18 protein-coding genes are annotated in these 18,076 nt (G+C 69.0%); 11 read left to right on the top strand and 7 right to left on the bottom strand.

From position 1 onward, the window contains the following. Nucleotides 1–64: 64 nt before the first annotated feature. From AC07PV_RS08025 to AC07PV_RS08015, 3 genes are all read right to left on the bottom strand, one after another. Nucleotides 65–364 (bottom strand): BTH_I0359 family protein, encoded by a 300-nt coding sequence (locus tag AC07PV_RS08025; protein WP_010462989.1) that lies wholly within the window; start codon nt 362–364, stop codon nt 65–67. Nucleotides 365–695: 331 nt separating this feature from the next. Next, a complete protein-coding gene (locus tag AC07PV_RS08020) occupies nt 696–1,850 on the bottom strand; it encodes a DUF3108 domain-containing protein (RefSeq protein ID WP_494629916.1) in 1,155 nt (384 codons plus the stop codon). Nucleotides 1,851–1,877: 27 nt separating this feature from the next. After that, nucleotides 1,878–2,660 (bottom strand): IclR family transcriptional regulator, encoded by a 783-nt coding sequence (locus AC07PV_RS08015; protein WP_492245682.1) that lies wholly within the window; start codon nt 2,658–2,660, stop codon nt 1,878–1,880. Nucleotides 2,661–2,763: 103 nt separating this feature from the next. On the opposite strand from AC07PV_RS08015, the gene AC07PV_RS08010 reads away from it, so the two are divergent. Together AC07PV_RS08010 and AC07PV_RS08005 are read left to right on the top strand one after the other, a co-directional pair. Further along, entirely contained in the window at nt 2,764–3,771 is a 1,008-nt protein-coding gene (locus tag AC07PV_RS08010) for a fumarylacetoacetate hydrolase family protein (RefSeq protein ID WP_494629914.1), read from the top strand. A 206-nt stretch (nt 3,772–3,977) separates the two neighbouring features. Next, complete coding sequence (locus tag AC07PV_RS08005) at nt 3,978–4,955, top strand: Bug family tripartite tricarboxylate transporter substrate binding protein (protein WP_218341383.1); 978 nt, start codon at nt 3,978–3,980, stop codon at nt 4,953–4,955. 106 nt (nt 4,956–5,061) lie between these two features. Here AC07PV_RS08005 and AC07PV_RS08000 read toward each other — a convergent pair whose 3' ends face one another. From AC07PV_RS08000 to AC07PV_RS07990, 3 genes are all read right to left on the bottom strand, one after another. Then, nucleotides 5,062–5,475 carry a VOC family protein gene (locus AC07PV_RS08000; protein ID WP_218341384.1) on the bottom strand — a complete coding sequence of 138 codons (414 nt, stop codon included), beginning with the start codon at nt 5,473–5,475 and terminating at the stop codon, nt 5,062–5,064. A 130-nt stretch (nt 5,476–5,605) separates the two neighbouring features. After that, nucleotides 5,606–6,625: a zinc-binding alcohol dehydrogenase family protein gene (locus AC07PV_RS07995; RefSeq protein WP_494602241.1), complete on the bottom strand. Its 1,020-nt coding sequence runs from the start codon at nt 6,623–6,625 to the stop codon at nt 5,606–5,608. 64 nt (nt 6,626–6,689) lie between these two features. Further along, nucleotides 6,690–7,805, bottom strand: a complete 1,116-nt coding sequence (locus tag AC07PV_RS07990; protein ID WP_494629912.1) for an alkene reductase — start codon at nt 7,803–7,805, stop codon at nt 6,690–6,692. A gap of 136 nt (nt 7,806–7,941) precedes the next feature. Between AC07PV_RS07990 and AC07PV_RS07985 the strand changes: the two genes are divergently transcribed. The 6 genes from AC07PV_RS07985 to AC07PV_RS07960 all read left to right on the top strand — a co-directional run bounded on the left by AC07PV_RS07985 (nt 7,942) and on the right by AC07PV_RS07960 (nt 13,047). Then, nucleotides 7,942–8,901 (top strand): LysR family transcriptional regulator, encoded by a 960-nt coding sequence (locus AC07PV_RS07985; protein WP_255591693.1) that lies wholly within the window; start codon nt 7,942–7,944, stop codon nt 8,899–8,901. A gap of 136 nt (nt 8,902–9,037) precedes the next feature. Further along, on the top strand, nt 9,038–9,379 hold the full coding sequence (locus AC07PV_RS07980; protein WP_492254487.1) for a hypothetical protein: 342 nt from the start codon (nt 9,038–9,040) through the stop codon (nt 9,377–9,379). 3 nt (nt 9,380–9,382) lie between these two features. Then, entirely contained in the window at nt 9,383–9,730 is a 348-nt protein-coding gene (locus AC07PV_RS07975; protein WP_218297288.1) for a hypothetical protein, read from the top strand. A gap of 121 nt (nt 9,731–9,851) precedes the next feature. Then, nucleotides 9,852–11,015, top strand: coding sequence for an iron-containing alcohol dehydrogenase (locus AC07PV_RS07970; protein WP_494629911.1), 1,164 nt, complete (start codon nt 9,852–9,854; stop codon nt 11,013–11,015). A 101-nt stretch (nt 11,016–11,116) separates the two neighbouring features. Then, the gene (locus tag AC07PV_RS07965; RefSeq protein WP_369641236.1) at nt 11,117–11,797 is read left to right on the top strand and encodes a type 1 glutamine amidotransferase domain-containing protein; all 681 of its coding nucleotides are present in this window, start codon (nt 11,117–11,119) and stop codon (nt 11,795–11,797) included. A 185-nt stretch (nt 11,798–11,982) separates the two neighbouring features. Continuing rightward, on the top strand, nt 11,983–13,047 hold the full coding sequence (locus AC07PV_RS07960; RefSeq protein ID WP_494629910.1) for an alpha/beta hydrolase family protein: 1,065 nt from the start codon (nt 11,983–11,985) through the stop codon (nt 13,045–13,047). Nucleotides 13,048–13,357: 310 nt separating this feature from the next. Here AC07PV_RS07960 and AC07PV_RS07955 read toward each other — a convergent pair whose 3' ends face one another. Continuing rightward, nucleotides 13,358–14,260: a LysR family transcriptional regulator gene (locus AC07PV_RS07955; RefSeq protein ID WP_494629909.1), complete on the bottom strand. Its 903-nt coding sequence runs from the start codon at nt 14,258–14,260 to the stop codon at nt 13,358–13,360. A gap of 185 nt (nt 14,261–14,445) precedes the next feature. On the opposite strand from AC07PV_RS07955, the gene AC07PV_RS07950 reads away from it, so the two are divergent. The 3 genes from AC07PV_RS07950 to AC07PV_RS07940 all read left to right on the top strand — a co-directional run bounded on the left by AC07PV_RS07950 (nt 14,446) and on the right by AC07PV_RS07940 (nt 18,068). After that, nucleotides 14,446–15,174 carry a pirin family protein gene (locus tag AC07PV_RS07950; protein WP_494629907.1) on the top strand — a complete coding sequence of 243 codons (729 nt, stop codon included), beginning with the start codon at nt 14,446–14,448 and terminating at the stop codon, nt 15,172–15,174. Between the two features lie 138 nt (nt 15,175–15,312). Next, entirely contained in the window at nt 15,313–16,005 is a 693-nt protein-coding gene (locus tag AC07PV_RS07945) for a hydrolase (RefSeq protein WP_494629906.1), read from the top strand. Between the two features lie 161 nt (nt 16,006–16,166). Continuing rightward, the gene (locus AC07PV_RS07940; RefSeq protein ID WP_494629905.1) at nt 16,167–18,068 is read left to right on the top strand and encodes an amidohydrolase; all 1,902 of its coding nucleotides are present in this window, start codon (nt 16,167–16,169) and stop codon (nt 18,066–18,068) included. Nucleotides 18,069–18,076: the final 8 nt, after the last annotated feature.

The raw sequence follows: 18,076 nt of genomic DNA, 5'->3' as shown, positions 1-18,076 counted from the left end.
AAAGCCGCCCAGCGCTTCTGGGCGCGAGCTATGTTGGGATCTTGATGCGGGCTTCCGCTCTGGATCAGTGCACCACCACCGGGTTCTGCGCCAGCCCCGCATAACGGTCCAGCGCGTCTTCCACTTCTTCCTGCGTGGGGGTGTCGCGCTGCCAGGCCAGGATCTGCTCCTGGAACATCTCGGCCCAGGAGCCGTCCAGGTACACCTCTTTGCCCGAACGCTTGTCCACGATTTCAAAGCCATGGCGTGCGAGCTGGGGAACGGCGGGGGCGGTGTCGTTGAGCGCCTGGGTGCTCTTTTTCTCCACGGCGTCGGGCAGCATGTGGACCACCACGAAGGATTCTGAGTCGTAGAGCATGTGCATCGTGTTCCCCTTGTCGATATAGATGTCAGATGACAGCGGGTTCGCAGAGTTCAAGGCCCAAGGCAGCTTCCGGGAAACGCTGGCAAGGTCGTAACGCCTTGTCCTACGGATCGGTGATCAGGGGAAGCCCGCTCTGGGCTTGGCTCTCTGCTGCGTTCCAGTATTTCATGAAAAAGCGGTGCGGCCGGGCTTCCGGGGGTTTTTTACCGGTCCGGAGCTCGGGTGGCGCTCGGGCGCAACACTTTGATGCAGGAGTGGGCGCCGCAGCCGCCTGCTGTGCCGTCTTCCCTCTTGCGCAGACCAGTTTCAACCGGCCTGCTGCGACCACGCCTCACGGCGCGCCACTGCTGCGCAGCAGCAGGTCGGCGAAGTCGCCGTTGGCCTGGGTCAGCTTGATGCGCACGGGCAGGTAGTTGAGGGCGGGGGCCACCCAGAGCTCGGCCTTCTGGTCGTAGTCCTTGCGGGGCAGGCGCAGCAGCTTCAGGGCGGGGGTGGGGCCGGCGGGCAGGTCCAGCGTTTCCGGGCCTTCGACGGTGAAGGTCCAGCGGTCTGCGGTACGGGCGCTCACGGTGGTGATGGTGACCTGCGTGCCGGGCACGAAGCGGCCCGGGTCGGCCGCCAGCATGGCACCCAGCTGGATGAACAGGCTCAGCCTGTCCTGTGCGCCCGGGCCGACGGCGGCCTCGGGTGTGTTGGCGCTGAAGGTCACCCGGCCCTTGGCATGGTCGAAATGCGCGGCCTGCTCGCTGCGGGATTTGTCGGAAAACTTCTCGGGCAGCAGGCCCTGGGCTGTGATGGCGCCCACGCTGCGCTGTATGCGGCTGCCCACCAGGAAGGCGCTGACCTCCTGGCGTGCTTCGTAGCGGCTGCCGTCGTGCTGCCAGAGCAGCTCGGCGCGGGCGTTGTACGCGAACTTCTTGGCCTGCCCGCTCACGTCGAACGCCAGCCGCGTGGGGGCCGGAATGCGCACGGGCGGCGGCGGGGCACCCGCGCTGCGTGCTGTGCCGGAGCCCGGGGGCGCGATGTCGATTCCGGCGGCGGTGGTGGTTTCTTCCGCAGGCGGTGCCGAAGCCGCTGGTGCCGGTGCCTCGGCCTGGGGGGCTGATGCCGGGGTGGCCGCGTCTGGCGTGGCAACGTCGGCGGCTGGCGCGGCGGTGGCGGCGTTTGCGCTGGCCTCTGCACCCGCCACCTGCACGGAGGCACCGGGCGCCGCAACCGGCGGATCTGCCGCGGCCGGGGAGGGGGCGGGCGGCGCAGGTTTCCTGCGCACCACGGGCTTGGCCGCAGGCGGCGTTGGCGTGGGCGCGGCCACTGGAGTCGCGGTGGGGGCGGGCGCGGGCGGCGGGGCTGCCACGCTGCGCGTGCTGAAGACGCGGCCCGCCGCTGGCTGCTGGGGGCTGTCCCATGCCAGGGGCACCCCTGTCAGCACCAGCCAGTGCAGGGCCAGTACCAGGGCGGTGATGAGAACCAGGGCGCGCCGTGGCATCTACAGCGATGCGTGCAGGAGGGGGCGTCAGGCGCTGCCGGCGCCCAGGTCGCTCGACAGCTGGGCGGCGGCAGCGCGCAGCGGAACGTCGATGGCGCCGTCCCATTCCGGGTCGAAGGTGGCGATGGAGCCCAGCGTGGTGATGCCCAGCTCCAGATGGCCGTCCGCGTCGAACACCGGTGCGCAGAACGCCACGATGCCGGGCAGAAGGGTGTCCACCACGCGGGCCGCGCCGCGCGTGCGCACCTCCGCCAGCAGTGCGTTCACCTCGGCCATGGTGGAGGGCAGGTCGGTGCGGCGCATCTTCACGGCGCGGGCCAGCTCCTCCTTGAGCAGCGGCGCCACCACATCAGGCGCCATGTGCGCCGCAAAACAGCGGCCGGTGGCGGACGAGAGCAGCGGCATCACGTCGCCCAGGCGCAGGTTGGCGGTCACGGCCTGGGGCGACTCCTCCCAGTGCACGATGGTGGGGCCGTGGTTGCCCCACACGGCCAGCGCCAGCGTGTGACCGATGGCTTCCATGAGCTCCGGCATGCGCTCGCGCGCCAGGCGCACGGCATCGAGCCGGGCCAGCGACGCCAGCCCCAGCTTGAGGGCGGCGGGGCCCAGGTCGTAGCGGGCGTTGCGCGGGTCTTGTGTGACCAGGCCCAGGCGCTGAAAGCTCACCAGATACCGGTGGGCCTTGGCCGCGCTCATGCCCGCCGAGGCCGCCACATCCTTGAGCATGAGCGGCCCGCGCGAGCGGGTCAGCCCCTCCAGCAGGGCAAAACCCACCTCGACCGATTGAATTCCTGCACGTTCTTTGTCCATGTGCACTAAAATTTGCGAGTTTTGTTTAGTTAAATCAATTTACCCAAGCGTAATTCGTGTTGGGTGAAGACTTTCAACCCCTTGAGACAAAGGTCCTGCCACCATGAAACTCGCTACCTACAAAGACGGCTCGCGCGACGGCCAACTGGTTGTCGTCTCCCGCGACCTGGGCACAGCCCATTATGCGACCGGCATCGCCAGCAAGCTCCAGCAGGCGCTGGACGACTGGGGCTTCATCTCGCCCCAGCTGCAGGACCTGTACGACCAGCTCAACAGCGGCCGCGCGCGCCACGCGTTCCCCTTCGACCCCGCCCAGTGCATGGCCCCGCTACCCCGCGCCTACCAGTGGGCGGATGGCTCGGCCTACATCAACCACGTCGAACTGGTGCGAAAAGCGCGCAACTCCGAAGTGCCCGAGAGCTTCTATACCGACCCCCTGATGTACCAGGGCGGCAGCGACGACTTCATCGGCCCTTGCGACGATGTGGTGGTGCCCAGCGAAGCCATGGGCATCGACTTCGAGGCCGAGATCGCCGTGGTGACCGGTGACGTGAAGATGGGCGCCACCGCCGACCAGGCGCTGGACGGCATCCGCCTGGTGATGATCGCCAACGACGTGAGCCTGCGCAACCTGATCCCCGCCGAGCTGGCCAAGGGCTTCGGTTTCTTCCAGAGCAAGCCCGCCACCGCCTTTGGCCCCGTGGCCGTGACGCTGGACGAACTGGGCGACGCCTGGGACCATGGCCGCGTGAACCTCACGGTGCAGTCCACCTGGAACGGCCGCAAGGTCGGCATGTGCGACGCCGGCCCCGAGATGACCTTCCACTTCGGCCAGCTGATCGCCCACGTGGCCAAGACGCGCAACCTGCGCGCCGGTTCCATCATCGGCAGCGGCACCGTGAGCAACAAGGGCGTGACCGACGCCAGCGGCCGCACCGAATGGCCCAAGGGCTACAGCTGCATCGCTGAAAAGCGCTGCATCGAGACCATCCAGGACGGCAAGCCCAGCACCGAATTCATGAAGTTCGGCGACACCATCCGCATCGAGATCAAGGGCAAGGACGGCGCCAGCATCTTCGGCGCGATCGACCAGACCATTGCAGCCCCCTGAGTCGCCTTCGGCGCCTTCCCCCTCAGGGGGACGCCACCATTGGCCTGGCGGAGCCAGTTCCACGGTGGCACTGGCCTGAGGATGTGCCCGTTTCATGCGCCGTGCGCTGAACGTGTGGCATAGAGATTTTTAAGCCAAAATGGCCTCTAGCGCTTGATATATAAGCGCAAGCAGCTATCAATTAAATAGTAAAAGGAGACAGCCCCATGCACCGCAGAACCCTCTTGACCGCCCTGGCCGCCGCAGGCGCCACCTCCGCCGCCCCCTGGGCCGCCGCCCAGTCCGCGTGGCCCGACCAGCCCTTGCGCTGGGTGGTGCCGTACCCGGCCGGCGGCGGCACCGACGTGCTGGCGCGCACCGTGGCCGAGGCCATGCGCCAGACCCTGGGCCAGCAGATCATCGTGGACAACCGTCCCGGCGCGTCCACCAACATCGGCGCGCAGCTGGTGGCCACGGCCAAGCCCGACGGCAACACCTTCATGTCGGCCGACAACGCCGTGCTGGCCTACAACGAGCACCTGTTCACCAAGCTGCCGTTCAATCCCGAGAAGGACTTCACCTACGTGGGGGGCATCAGCCGCTTTCCGCTGGCGCTGGTGGTGCACCCGGCGTTCGAAGCGAAGACGTTGAAGGAATTCCTGGCCTACGCGCGCGCCAACCCCGGCAAGCTCAACTACGCATCGCCCGGCAACGGCTCGCCGCACCACCTGGCGATGGAGATGTTCAAGAACCGCACCAAGACCTTCCTCACGCACATCCCCTACCGGGGCGCGGCGCCCGCGCTGCAGGACGTGATGGGCGGGCAGGTGCCCTGCATGTTCCTGGACCTGGCCGCCGGCCTGCCCGTGATCACCTCGGGCAAGGTGCGTGCCCTGGCCATCGGCTCGGCCAAGCGCGTGGCCGCGCTGCCCGACGTGCCCACGCTGGCCGAAGCCGGTGTGCCCAACACCGAGGTGTTTGCGTTCCAGGGCATCCTGGCGCCCGCCGGTCTGCCCGCTGCGATCACGGCGCGCCTGAACGGCGACCTGAACAAGGCCCTGCTCAACCCCGCCGTGGTCAAGCGCATGAACGACTTCGGCATGGAAGCCCTGCCCGGTACGCCCGAGCAGTTCCGCGCCATGGCACGGGCCGAGTCCAAGCGCTGGGGCGAGATCATCAAGGCGGCGGGCGTGAAGCTGGACTGATCCCTCAGCACCTCGGTGCACGGAACGGTGCACTGGGTGGCCTGACTTTGGCAGGCCCCTCCACCCCTTCAGCCTGGCAGGCCGCTGGCCCCAGCAGGCCCATCCACTATTCAGGCAGGTGGCACACCGCCTCGATGTTGTTGCCCTCGGGGTCGATGACAAACGCGCCGTAGTAGTGGGGGTGGTAGTCGGGCCGCAGGCCGGGGGCTCCGTTGTCTTGGCCCCCGGCTTCGATGGCGGCGCGGTAGAAGGCATCGACCTGGGCCCGCGTGGCGGCCCGCCACGCCAGGTGGCAGCCCGTGCTGGCGGGCGGGCCGCCGTAGGGCGAGGGGCCGTCGATGAACCACACATCCGCCTTCTTGCCGTCGGGCTCGGACGGAGCCGGGTAGGCATAGCCCAGCATGTTGGAGCCGTAGTTGCCTTCAAAACACAGGCTGTAGCCCAAAGGCGTGAGGACTGCGGTGTAGAACGCCTTGGTGCGGGCGATGTCGGTGACGCGGAAGGTCATGTGGTCCAGCATGGGAGGTCTCCTCGGGTTGTGGTGCCCTGTTTTATACCTGAAATACTGTTTGTAAATACAGTGTTTTTCAACCCGGCACACAATCTGCCGCGCGGATGGTGCTGCGCCCCCCTGCGTGGCCCGCAGTTCTTCAGGCCCATCCCTCCAGCACCAGCTTGCCCCGCGCCTTGCCGCTCTCGATGAGCGCATGCGCGCGCTTCAGATTCTCGGCATTGATGGTGCCAAACCGTTGGTCCAGCGTGGTGCGGATCAGCCCCGCATCCACCAGCTGCGCCACCTCGGTCAGCAGCCGGTGCTGGCCGATCATGTCGGCGGTGCCGAAGAGCGCGCGGGTGAACATCAGCTCCCAGTGCACCGACACCGACTTGCGCTTGAACTTCGTCACGTCGAGCGACACCGGGTCGTCGATCAGCGCGAACTGGCCCTGCGGCGCGATGGCCTCGACGATCTGGTCGAAGTGCGCGTCGGTCTGCGTGAGGCTCACGATGATGTCCACCGAGGGGTGGCCGATGCGGGCCAGCTCCTGCGTCAGGGGCTTGCTGTGGTCGATCACGTGGTGGGCGCCCAGGTCGCGCACCCATTGCCGCGTTTCGGGGCGCGATGCGGTGCCGATGATCGTGAGGCTGGTGAGCCGCGCCGCCAGCTGCGTGAGGATGGAGCCCACGCCCCCGCTCGCGCCGATGATGAGCAATGTCTTGTTGGTGGGCTGCTTGCCGGGCACCACGCCCAGGCGGTCGAACAGCAGCTCCCACGCGGTGATGGTGGTCAACGGCAGCGCGGCGGCCTCGGCAAAGTCCAGCGATTGGGGGGCGTGGCCCACGATGCGCTCGTCCACCAGGTGCAGTTCGCTGTTGGTGCCAGGGCGTGCGATGGAGCCCGCGTACCAGACGCGGTCGCCGGGCGCGAAGAGCGTCACGTCGGGCCCCACCGCGCGCACGATGCCGCTGGCGTCCCAGCCCAGCACCTTGTACGCCTGGCCCTCGGCGGGGCCGCTGCCCTTGCGCACCTTGGTGTCCACGGGGTTCACGGAAACGGCATGCACTTCCACGAGCAGATCGCGGCCGGTGGCCACGGGGTCGGGCAGGGTGATGTCGAGCAGCGATGCGGGGTGGTCGATGGCGCGGGGGGCCTGGTAGCCAATGGCTTTCATGGTGGTGTGTCCTTGCAGAAAAGTGAGGTGGAAAAAGAGCGGTCCATGCGGTGGCGGCCAGGCGTCACGCCGCGGCCGCGTGCGCGCGGTAGTCGGAATACCCCTGGGCCGCGCCGCCGAACAGCGTGCCCGGGTCGTAGCCGGCCAGGGGCAGCCCGGCCGCATAGCGCGCGGGCAGGTCGGGGTTGGCGATGAACGGCCGGCCAAAGGCCACCAGGTCGGCCATGCCCGAATCCAGGATCTGCTGCGCGCGTTCGGGCGTGTACTTGCCCGCCACGATCACGCGGCCGCCATAGGCCGCGCGCAGGGCCTGGCGGAAATCGGCGGGAATGGAGGGGGCATCGTCCCAGTCGGCTTCGGCCAGGTGCAGGTAGGCCAGGCCCAGGGTGTCCAGCTCGCGTGCCAGGTGCAGGATGGTGGGGATGATGTCCGGGCAGTCCATGCCGCGCTGCGTGATGAACGGCGCCAGGCGCATGCCGGTGCGCTCGGCCCCGGCCTCGCTGGCCACGGCGGCGGCCACCTCGCGGGCGAAGCGGGTGCGGTGGGCCACCGGGCCGCCATAGGCATCGCTGCGGTGGTTGGAAGTGGTGCGCAGGAATTGGTCGATGAGATAGCCGTTGGCGCCGTGGATCTCCACGCCGTCGAACCCAGCACGCATGGCGTTGGCGGCGGCGCGGCGGAAGTCGTCCACCACGCCGGCGATTTCGCTCGCTTGCAGCGCGCGCGGCACCGGGCAGTCGAGCATGTGGCCCACGCCGTCGCTGTCCGCCACCCACACCCGGGCCTCGGGGGCAATGGCCGAGGGCGCCACGGGCAGGCCGTCGGCGTGGAAACTGGCGTGCGACATGCGGCCCACGTGCCACAGCTGCAGCACCATACGGCCGCCGGCGGCATGCACCGCGTCGGTCACCCGGCGCCAGCCCTGCACCTGCGCGTCGCTGTGGATGCCGGGCGTGAAGCTGTAGCCCTGGCCCTGGGGCGAGACCTGGCTCGCCTCGCTCACGATGAGCCCGGCGCTGGCGCGCTGGGCGTAGTAGTCGGCCATGAGCGCGTTGGGCACGCCGCCCGGCTGGCTGCTGCGGGCGCGGGTCATGGGGGCCATCACCATGCGGTTGGGCAAGGTGAGCGGGCCGAGTTGCAAGGGGCGCGCGAGAGCGGGCGCGGTGGCGGTGGAGGTCATGGCGTTGTGCCTTGGCAAGCGGTGTGGAACATGGCCGTGATGGTGATCCTGTTGTCTTTTGTTTTAAATAGGCTGGTGGTTGAATCAATATTCAAAGAAAATTTGAAAATAAAACCCTAAAACTCCCCAAACCCCCATGAAAAGCCTGCAGGACCTCGACATCTTCGTGCGCACCGTGGACAGCGGCAGCCTGTCGGCCACCGCGCGGGCGCTGGACCTCACGCCGGCGGCGGCCAGTGCGGCCCTCAAGCGGCTGGAGGCCGAGCTGGGCGTGGCGCTCTTCGTGCGCTCCACGCGCAGCCTGCGGCTCACGCAGGAGGGCGAGCTGTTCCTGGAGCACTGCCGCCCCGCGCTGGCCGCGCTGCAGCAGGTGCGGGGCCAGTTGCAAGGCGGCCAGGCCCGCGGATTTCGCGGTACGCTCCTGCTCGCCGCCCCCTCCGACCTGGGGCGCAACGTGCTGCTGCCGTGGCTGGATGCCTTCCAGGCCGAGCACCCGGGCATCGACATCCGCCTGCAGCTGTCGGACCGCATGGCCAATGTCTACAGCGAGCCGGTGGACGCGGCCTTTCGCTACGGCAAGCCGCAGGATTCGAGCCTGGTGGCCCTGCCGCTCGCGGCCGACCACCGGCGCGTGCTGTGCGCCGCGCCCGCCTATCTGCAGGCCCGCGGGGCGCCCGCCACGCCGCATGCGCTGGCCGGCCATGACGCCCTGTGTTTCATGCTCGGCGAGGACGTGCACGACCGCTGGCGCTTCTGGGATGCGGCGGGCCAGGAGGTGCTGGTGCGCGTGCGCAGCCGCAATGTGTCCAACGACGGCGACGCCGTGCGCCGCTGGGCCGTGCGGGGCCGGGGCATCGCCTACAAGTCGTACTTCGACGTGGCGGACGACCTTGCCGCCGGGCGCCTGGTGCCGCTGTGCCCGGGCTGGACCACCGAGGCCGTGCCCCTGTTCCTCGTGGCGCCCAGCCGCCGCCAGCTCACGCCGCTGGTGCGCGCGCTGCGCGACTTCATGGCGCAGCGGCTGCAGGTGTTGGCGGGCGCGGAGTCCGGTCGCCAGGGCGAAACCAGGGGTGGGGCGGCAGGGGCGCCGGATTGATCGGGGCCTCCCGGGGACCGCAGCACCTGAGGGGCGGCGCCAGCGTGGCCGTGGCCGTTGCCGCTACAGTCGGTCCACGCAGGACGCGCCACCGCGGCGCGCACGTTCCGCGCCCCACCAGGAGTTTCTTTCTTCCATGCCCGTACCCGCCCCGCCCGAATGGGCCGATGCCTTGCGCCGCGCCCTGCCACTGGCTGCCCTGCGGCCCGGCGACGTGGGTTACTTCCTGGTCAGCCCCGGTGGGCGCTATGTGGCGTGCACGACCCACGCCCTGCATTCGGTGCTGATCGACACGGCGCAGCGGCGCTACGCCGTGCTGGCCGACTGGAGCGTGCGGGGGCTTGACGATGGCGCGGTCGAGCTGGAGTCGGACGAGACCCGCCGGCAGGCGTTTGCGGTCTATGCCGACCTGTGGCAACCCGCCTTCACCGACCCGGCCTTGCCCTGGCAGGCGGCACGAGAAGAGGCCGAGGGCTGATCGATGGCCACCACCACCACTACATCTTCGGCGGCGGCGCGCGTGCCGGTGCCGGTCTGGGCGGGGCTTGGTGTGCTCGCCGTGGGCCTTGGCGTGTCGCTGGCCTTGCTCACCGGCTTCGGGCAGGCCATGGCATGCGGTACGTTCGGGCTCGATTGCATCGCCGCGGCTTTTGGCACGGTGCTGTGCACCCTGTGTGCCGCGCTGGTCCTGCTGCTGCGGGGCCTGGGCACCCTGCGCCGCAGCGGGGGATTCTCCGTGGCCAAGGTGCTGACGGTGGGCATCGCCGGCATCGTGGCGCTGGCGATGGTGTTGCTGCTCGGGTTTGCGGCGCTGGTGGTGCTGCGGTAGGCGGGGCAGGGAGGGGCATGGCGCGCTGGCGGGCCGGTGTGCCTGCCCGCCGTGTTGCGCAGGCGACGCTCGCCCCGGCCCAGGGCACGACACAATGCCCGCACCCCACCCAAGGATTGCCATGCTGAACTTCGACTTCCACAACCCCACCCGCATCGCGTTCGGCCAGGGCCGCATCGCCGACCTGGACAAGCTCGTGCCCGCCGCCGCCAAGGTGCTGATCCTGGTGGGCGGCGCCAGCGCCGAGAAGACCGGCACGCTGGCCGAGGTGCGCACGGCGCTCGCCAGCCGCCAGCACGCCACCTTCAGCGGCATCGAGCCCAATCCCAGCTATGAAACCTCGATGAAGGCCGTGGCGCAGATCCGCGAAGGCGGGTTCGACTTCCTGCTCGCGGTGGGCGGCGGCTCGGTGATCGATGCAGTGAAGTTCATCGCCGCGGCCGTCAAGTTCGAAGGCGGCGACCCCTGGGCCATTCTGGAAAAGCACGGCCGCAACGTCACCGCCGCGCTGCCCTTCGGCGCCGTGCTCACGCTGCCCGCCACGGGCTCCGAGATGAACAACGGCGGCGTGATCACCCACCGCGCCAAGGGCGCCAAGCTGGCCTTTGGCAGCCACCACACCTACCCCGTGTTCTCGGTGCTCGACCCCACCAAGACCTACACCCTGCCGCCCCAGCAGCTGGCCAACGGCGTGGTCGATGCCTTCGTGCACACGGTGGAGCAGTACCTCACGTACCCGGTCAACGCGCCCGTGCAGGACCGTTTTGCCGAAGGCATCCTGCAGACGCTGATCGAGATCGGCCCGCGCCTCTTGACCGCCCCCGAGCCCGTGTACGACGACCGCGCCAACCTCATGTGGGCGGCCACCATGGCGCTCAACGGCCTGATCGGCGCGGGTGTGCCGCAGGACTGGGCCACGCACATGATCGGCCACGAGCTCACCGCGCTGCACGGCATCGACCACGCGCGCACGCTGGCCATCGTGCTGCCCGCGCTGCTGCACGAGCGCCGTGGCCCCAAGCGCGCCAAGCTGCTGCAGTACGGCGAGCGCGTGTGGGGCATCACCACCGGCACCGACGACGAACGCATCACCGCCGCCATCGAGCGAACGCGCGCTTTCTTCGAGGCCATGGGCATCGCCACGCGCCTGTCTGGCTACGGCCTGGGCGCCGACACCGTGGGCGCCGTGGTGGCGCAGCTGGAGGCGCACGGCATGGTCACGCTGGGCGAGCAGCGCGAGATCACGCCCGCCGTGAGCCGGCGGATTCTCGAAGCGGCGCTGTAAGCCAACGCCGCGAACTGCGCCCTGCGAGGGCGCAGCCGAGGGGATTGCGGGTACGGTGAGGGGCTGGACATTTTTCAACCGCACCCAGGAAAGAAACGCCTATGCCCCGCATCCTCATGGTTCTCACGTCGCACGACCAATTGGGCGACACGGGCAAGAAGACAGGCTTCTGGCTCGAAGAATTCGCCGCCCCGTACTACGTGTTCCAGGACGCGGGCGCCTCGGTCACCCTCGCGTCCCCCCGGGGTGGCCAGCCGCCGCTGGACCCCAAGAGCGACGCGCCCGATGCGCAGACCGATGCCACGCGCCGCTTCAAGGACGACGCAGCGGCCCAGGCGCAACTGGCCAGCACCTTGAAGCTGTCCGAGCTGGATGCCGCCCAGTTCGATGCGGTGTTCTACCCCGGCGGCCACGGCCCGCTGTGGGACCTGGCACAGGACGCGCGCTCCATCGCCCTCATCGAATCCACGCTGGCCGCCGGCAAACCCCTGGCGGCCGTGTGCCATGCCCCCGGCGTGCTGCGCGATGCCAAGGCGCCCGACGGCACGCCCCTGGTGCGCGGCAAGAACGTCACGGGTTTTACCAACAGCGAGGAAGCCGCCGCCGGCCTGACGCATGTGGTGCCCTTCCTGGTGGAAGACATGCTCATGGCCCACGGCGGGCTGTACACCAAGCAGGCCGACTGGAAGCCGCACGTGGTCACCGACGGGCTGCTGATCACTGGGCAGAACCCCGCGTCGTCCGAGCCTGCGGCGCAGGCCCTGCTGCAGGCGCTGGCGTGATGCTGCGGCCCTGACCGGGACGCCCGCTGCACGGCCTGCACCTTTCGCCCACCGTTTCGCGCCGCCCACGGGCATTTCGTCGCATGCCTCTCCCCGTGCAGGGGGGCCGCGCCTACAGTGCCGCCATGCCGCCACCACACTTCCGCACGGTGGCGGCTTCTGGCAGACCCGACGAAAGGCGCACCGTGACCATCCTCCTCCTCCTCCTGGCCCTGCGCTTTGCCGCGCGGCATATCCGCCCCTTCATGGCCGCCGCCTTCGTGGCGCTGACCATGCTGTCCGGCGCCGCATCGGCCCAGCACGCCGGCCTGCGCACCCTCGTCGTGCCAGGCGACGAGCCGATCAACGTCGCGCTGTTCTACCCCACCGTGCGCAGCGCGGGCGTGGTGCAGCTGGGCCCCTGGCGCCCGTTGGTCGGCCTGGGCGCGCCCGTGTCGGCCGAGCCGCTCAAGGGGCTGATCCTGGTGTCGCACGGCACGGGCGGCAATGAACTCGCGCACCACAACCTGGCCACGCGCCTGGCGGCGGAGGGCTACCTCGTGGCCGCCGTGCGCCACCCGGGCGACAACTGGCAGGACCGCTCCATGATCACCTCGGGCCGCTACTTCGGCGAGCGCCCGCGCCAGGTCAGCCGCGTGCTCGACGCGCTGCTGGCCAGCCCTGAGTGGGGACCCCGCATTCCGGCCGGCCGCATCGGCGCACTGGGCCACTCGGCCGGCGGCTACACCGTGCTGGCCCTGGCCGGCGCGCAGGCCGAGCCCGCCCGCGCTGCGCAGCACTGCCGCAGCGTGCAGAACGACCCCGGTTTCTGCGGCCTGGCCCAGGGCCCCAAGGCGCCGCAGCCGGCCGCTGCCAACGCTGCAACACCCGCCAATCTAGTGCCGGACAGCGCCCTGGTCTCCGTGCCCGACCCGCGCATCCGCGCCGTCGTGGCCCTGGCGCCCATGGCCGTGGTGTTCACCCCCGAGAGCCTGAAGGCCGTGACCGCGCCGGTGCTGCTGCGCGTGGCCGAGCAGGATGCCGTGCTCACGGGCAAGTACCACGGCGGGCTGGTGGCCGCGAATCTGGCCACCGCGCAGGCAGACACCGTGCCGGGTGCCGGCCACTTCGCCTTCATGGCCCAGCCCAGCCAGAGCCTGCCGTCCGACGCGGGCGACGCCGCCGCCAACCCGGCGGGCTTCGACCGCGTGGCCTACCACGCGGTGCTGGAGGCGCAGGTGGTGGAGTTCTTCGCGCAGCAGTTGAAATGAGCGAGGAACGTGGGCGGCGGCGTTCTGGCTAAAAATGGTCGCTACCGCTTGTTGGCTAATACTTTTGTGCTATAAATATAATAGCAATATGGCAAAGCCAAGTATCGTCTATGGCGGGAGTCGCTACGTAGCGCCGCTTCAGTTGTTATCCATGGCGCTGCGCGTTCCCCGCGATGCTTGAAACAGGCGCTGCCCAAGCCAGTGCTCCCGCACAAGGGCCGCCCCGCAGTGCTGGGAGCGTCCCCCTCCCGTAGCGCGCAGCGCGCAGAGAGAGGGGGAAGGCGCGAAGCGACTCAGGGGGTGTTTCATCTCAATACGGCAGGATTCCGGGCAGCAGCGGCCGCGCCAGCCGCTGGCACCACCACTTGAGCGCCTCGCCCCGGTGCTCGGGCTTCCAGGCCAGCCAGAAGGTTTCATCAGCGCGGGGCTCTTCCACCGGCACCTCCACCAGGATGCCGTTTTCCAGCTCCACCCGCACGCAGGCGCGCGGCACGAAGCCGTGGCCCAGCCCGGCGGCCTGGCAGGCGATCTTGGCCTGCATCGACGGCACGGTGATGCGCCGCTGGCCCGACAGCAGGCCCACCGTGCGGTCCGACAGCGTGCGCGCCCCGTCGCCCACCACCACGGCCGTGTGCTCCAGCAGGTCGCTGCGCGTGAGCGGCCGGCCCAGGCGCGCCAGCGGGTGCGACGCGGTCACGCAGAACACGAAGTCCAGGCTGCCCACCGCCACGGCCTTGTAGCCGCCGCCGGCGGGGCCTTCGCCCGCCGCCACGATGATGTCGGCGCGCCCGTCGCGCAGCGCCTCCCAGGTGCCCGTCAGCGCCTCGCAGCCGATGCGCAGGCGCGTGCCGCAGTTCAGCCCCTCAAAGGCCGCGATGTCGTCGTTGAACGCACTGGTGGGTATCAGCGAGTCGTGCACCAACCGCAGCTCGGACTCGAACCCGGTGGCGATCTGCCGCAGGCGCGATTCGAGCTGCCGGGCCGAGGCCAGCAGCCAGCGGCCCTCCTTGAGCAGCTCGTGCCCCGCGGGCGTGAGCGCCACGCGCGGCCCGTTGCGCGTGAACAGGGCCAGGCCCAGTTGCTCCTCGAGCTTGCCCACGGCATAGGAGATGGTGGACGGCACCTTGTGCAGCCGCTCCGAGGCGCCCGCGAACGAGCCGTAGCGGGCAATCGCATCCACCAGTTCGATGGCTTCGAGGGAAAGTTTCAGCATGGCAAAAGGCCCTGAATTTCAATCATCGAAATTATCGATGATTGCGGACCAAACCTTTCAACCTGATGGCCTGCCATGCGCCGGATACTTCATCCATCGCAGCACTGAAGCCCAATGAAATCCAGCAGATTTCAAACCGGCCACCCAGTGTGAAATTCATCGACAGACATTGAAAGGAAGACACCATGCTCGACATCCGCAAAGCCCAACACCGCGGCAACGCCAACCACGGCTGGCTCCATTCGCGCCACACCTTCTCGTTCGGCCACTACCACGACGCCAACCAGCAAGGCTTTTCCGACCTGCTGGTCATCAACGACGACCGCGTGGCCCCGGGCAAGGGCTTCGGCACCCACCCGCACCGCGACATGGAAATCTTCTCGTACGTGCTGGAAGGCGCGCTGGAGCACAAGGACTCCATGGGCACCGGCTCGGTCATCCGCCCTGGCGACGTGCAGATGATGAGCGCTGGCACCGGCGTGCGCCACAGCGAGTTCAACCACTCGGGCGAAGAGCCCGTGCACTTCCTGCAGATCTGGATCGTGCCTGGTGCCCGCGGCGCCGCACCCCGCTACCAGCAGGTGCACTTCAGCGAGGCCGACAAGCGCGGCCGCCTGCGCCAGATCATCTCGCCCGAAGGGGCCGACGGATCGCTGGCCGTGCACCAGGACGCCCGGGTCTACGCCGGCTTGTTCAACGGCAGCGAAGAGGCCGCCGAGCTCGACGTGGGCCCGGGCCGCAACGTGTATGTGCACGTGGCCCGGGGCAGCCTGGAGGTGAACGGCGAGCGGCTGGCCGAGGGCGACGGCGCCCGCATCCGCGACGCCGGGGCCCTGCGCTTTGCCCACGGCGAAGGTGCCGAGGTGCTGGTGTTCGACCTGCGGCCGAACGAGCTGCCCACGATGCCGCACTGAGCGAATGGGCGCCTTGAGGAGCGGGTGGGCGATGCCGCCCGCCCTCTCGCCCGCCGCATTTCCTTGTCTCGATTTTTTGCTTGTTCTTTTTCTTCTTCACGTACTGCTTCATCTTCTTCAAATTCCAGGGAGCTCACCATGACCAACGCCAACAAGACCACCGCAGCCAACGCCACCGCCCGTCCCGTCGCCTACGCCAAGCCCGGCGCCACGCTGCTGAACGCGAACGACCACACCCTGGTCATGATCGACTTCCAGTCGCAGATGGCCTTTGCCACGCACTCCATCGATGCGATCACGCTGCGCTCCAACGCCGGCCTGGTGGCCAGCGCGGCCGCAGGGTTTGGCGTGGACACCATCCTCACCACCGTGGCTGAGAAGAGCTTCAGCGGCCCCATGTTCGAGGAAGTGACCGCACCGTTCCCCGGCCAGGCGCTGCTGGACCGCACCTCCATGAACACCTGGGAAGACGAGGCCGTGATCGCCCGTGTCAACGCCATTGGCAAGCCGCGCATCGTGCTGGCCGGCCTGTGGACCAGCGTGTGCATCGTGGGCCCGGCGCTGTCGGCGCTGGACCAGGGCTTCGAGGTGTATGTGATCGCCGACGCCAGCGGCGACATCTCGGCCGAAGCCCACAACCGCGCCATGGATCGCATGGTGCAGGCCGGCGCGCGGCCCATCACGGCCCTGCAGTACCTGCTGGAGCTGCAGCGCGACTGGGCGCGGGGCGAGACGTACGAGATGACGACGGGCATCGCCAGGAAGTTCGGCGGGGGCTATGGCCTGGGCATCACCTACGCCAAGACCATGTTCAACGCCCAAGAAGCCTAAAAAAAGGGTGCATTGGCCTACTGCGCGACCCGATCCCGCACCTGCGGTTCTCGCCGTACGCTTGTACGGCTGCGGTCCTCGATGCAGGCTAGGGCCGCTCGCTACGGCCACTGCACCCTTTTTGCGCTCTGCCATTGCTGAAATTCTCTGAGCCCCAAGACATGAACCAACCTGCCACCCCTCCCGACCTCATCCTGCGCAACGGCCGCTTCACCACGCTGGACCGCGCCAACCCCGTGGCCAGTGCGGTCGCCATTGCGCAAGGGCGCTTCACCAAGGTGGGTGACGACCGCGAAGTGATGGCGCTGGCCGGTGCGGGCACGCGGGTCATCGACCTGGGCGGGCGCAGCGTGCTGCCGGGGCTCATCGACAACCACCTGCACATCATTCGCGGCGGGCTCAACTTCAACATGGAGCTGCGCTGGGACGGCGTGAAGAGCCTGGCCGACGCCATGGTCATGCTCAAAGCCCAGGTGGCGGTGACGCCCGCGCCGCAGTGGGTGCGCGTGGTGGGCGGCTTCACCGAACACCAGTTTGCGGAAAAGCGCCTGCCCACGCTGGCCGAGCTGAACGCCGTGGCGCCCGACACGCCCGTGTTCATCCTGCACTTGTACGACCGCGCGCTGCTCAACGGCGCCGCGTTGCGCGCCGTGGGCTATGGCAAGGACACGCCCGCGCCACCCGGCGGCGAGATCGTGCGCGACAGCGCGGGCAACTCCACGGGCCTGCTGCTGGCCAAGCCCAATGCGGCCATCCTGTACGCCACGCTCGCCAAGGGCCCCAAGCTGCCGCACGACTACCAGGTCAACTCCACGCGCCACTTCATGCGTGAGCTCAACCGCCTGGGCGTGACCGGCGCCATCGACGCAGGCGGCGGCATGCAGAACTACCCGGATGACTACGACGTGATCCAGGAGCTGGCCGATGCCGACCAGCTCACCATCCGCCTGGCCTACAACCTGTTCACGCAAAAGCCCCAGCACGAGAAGGAAGACTTCTTGAACTGGACGGCCACCTCGCAGTACAAGCAGGGCACGGACTACTTTCGCCACAACGGCGCGGGCGAGATGCTGGTGTTCTCTGCCGCCGACTTCGAGGACTTCCGCCAGCCCCAGCCCGAGCTGGCGCCCGGCATGGAAGGCGAGCTGGAAGAGGTGGTGCGCATCCTGGCGCAGAACCGCTGGCCCTGGCGCATGCACGCCACCTACGACGAGACCATCGAGCGCGCGCTCAACGTGTTCGAGAAGGTCAACCAGGACACGCCGCTGGCCGGCCTGAACTGGTTCTTCGACCACGCCGAAACCATCTCGGAAAAGTCCATCGACCGCATCGCCGCCCTGGGCGGCGGCGTGGCCGTGCAGCACCGCATGGCCTACCAGGGCGAGTACTTCGTGGAGCGCTACGGCGCTGCGGCGGCCGAGGCCACGCCCCCGGTCAAGCGCATGCTGGAGAAGGGCGTCAACGTGTCCGCCGGCACCGACGCCACCCGCGTGGCCAGCTACAACCCCTGGGTGTCGCTGTCCTGGCTCGTCACCGGCAAGACGGTGGGCGGCCTGCAGCTCACGCCGCAGCGCAACTGCCTCACCCGCGACCAGGCCCTGCGCATGTGGACCGAGAACGTCACCTGGTTCAGCAACGAGCAGGGCAAGAAGGGCCGCATCGAGGCAGGCCAGCTGGCCGACCTCGTCGTGCCCGACCGCGACTTCTTTGCCTGCCCCGAGTCCGACATCGCCGACACCACGGCCCTGCTCACCGTGGTGGGCGGCAAGGTGGTCTATGGCGTGGGCGACTTCGCGCGCTTCGACGACGCGGCCCCGCCGCCCGCCATGCCCGACTGGTCGCCCGTGCGCACCTTCGGCGGCTACGGCGCCTGGGGCGCTCAGGGAGGGCCGGACGGCGCGCCGCTGCAGGCCGTGCTGCGCAACGCGGCGGCGAATTGCGGCTGTGCGAGCGACTGCAACCTGCACGGCCACGCCCATGCCACGGCCTGGAGCAGCAAGCTCCCCGTGTCCGACCTGCAGGGCTTTTGGGGTGCGCTCGGCTGCGCCTGCTGGGCGGTGTGACGGTGCAG

The organism is Acidovorax sp. GW821-FHT09A11 (assembly GCF_059418365.1).
The sequence above is the reverse complement of the archived record's forward strand: the minus strand, read 5'-3'. Positions and strand labels throughout refer to the sequence as shown.